Here is a 953-nt window from a genome sequence, read left to right on the forward strand (position 1 = left end):
GAGAGACATCTCTGTTCCCGAACGAGTCGTTTTTCTAATTTCTTTAATCTTGCTGATTTGTTGATATTCTTATAGGTCTTACCATTTGAAACAATGGCAAAATCCTTTAACCCCAGGTCGATGCCGATTCCTTCGTTAGAAAGATCAGCAGTTTTATTATCAGGAATTTCTATAAGAGCCGAAACATAATATCTGCCTGCTTTCATGGAAACATGGCCGCTTTTTATGATATATCCTTCTTTCGTCGTAGGAATGTATCCTTTTTCTTTGATACGAACCAATCCAAGTGACGGAATGTTAACTCGGTGTCTCTCGCAGCGACAATCTTTCGGATTATTCTTTACGAAATACATCTTCATATCTGATCTGCCTTTCTTTTTGAACTTCGGAAAAGCACTTTCATGATTAAAGAATTTTTTAAATGCAGTCTGTCCATGATTTACTGCCTGGGTCACCGCTTTTGAGTATGCTTCCTTAATCCATAAATATTCTGGATGTTGTGGAAGGTATTCATGATTCAGCCAGACTCTGAATTTACTGCTGCTCATGAATTTTTCGCCATTTTGATAAAGTTCTTTGTTATGGGCCAGATAGAAATTATAAATAAATCTACAAGTTCCTATTGTTTTATGAATCCTGACTTTCTGCTCTTCTGTCGGATGGATTTCCGTCTTGAAGCTCTTTAGCAATTTCCTCGTCCCTCTCTATTTGTTTTTTATACTTACGAAGTCCATACAGCCTGCAGGAGAACACATGAAGTATGGAAACAATATCCTGTACAAGTTCTTCCTGTGGTGATAATTCTTCGTTGTTTACCACCACGATCGTTGTGTTGCATTTCATACAGAATTTTTCAAACCAATCATAACCGAATCGGATAAATCTGTCTTTGTGGGTTATGATGATCGTTTTTACTTTCTGTTCCATTACTTCATCTAATAATTTATTCCACT

At 36.7% G+C, this 953-nt stretch carries 1 protein-coding gene and 1 pseudogene; both read right to left on the bottom strand.

Going from position 1 to position 953, the window contains the following annotated elements:
* Positions 1–689 (bottom strand): RNA-guided endonuclease InsQ/TnpB family protein (locus DXA55_RS16860; RefSeq protein ID WP_147342043.1); only part of this gene is annotated, 689 nt, incomplete at its 3' end.
* Positions 628–953 (bottom strand): annotated as a pseudogene (locus tag DXA55_RS16865) (IS607 family transposase); the annotation flags it as partial. The pseudogene DXA55_RS16865 and the gene DXA55_RS16860, both read right to left, overlap by 62 nt.

This window comes from Blautia sp. OF03-13 (genome assembly GCF_003460685.1).
In the GTDB taxonomy this organism is placed as follows: Bacteria; Bacillota; Clostridia; order Lachnospirales; family Lachnospiraceae; genus Fusicatenibacter; species Fusicatenibacter saccharivorans.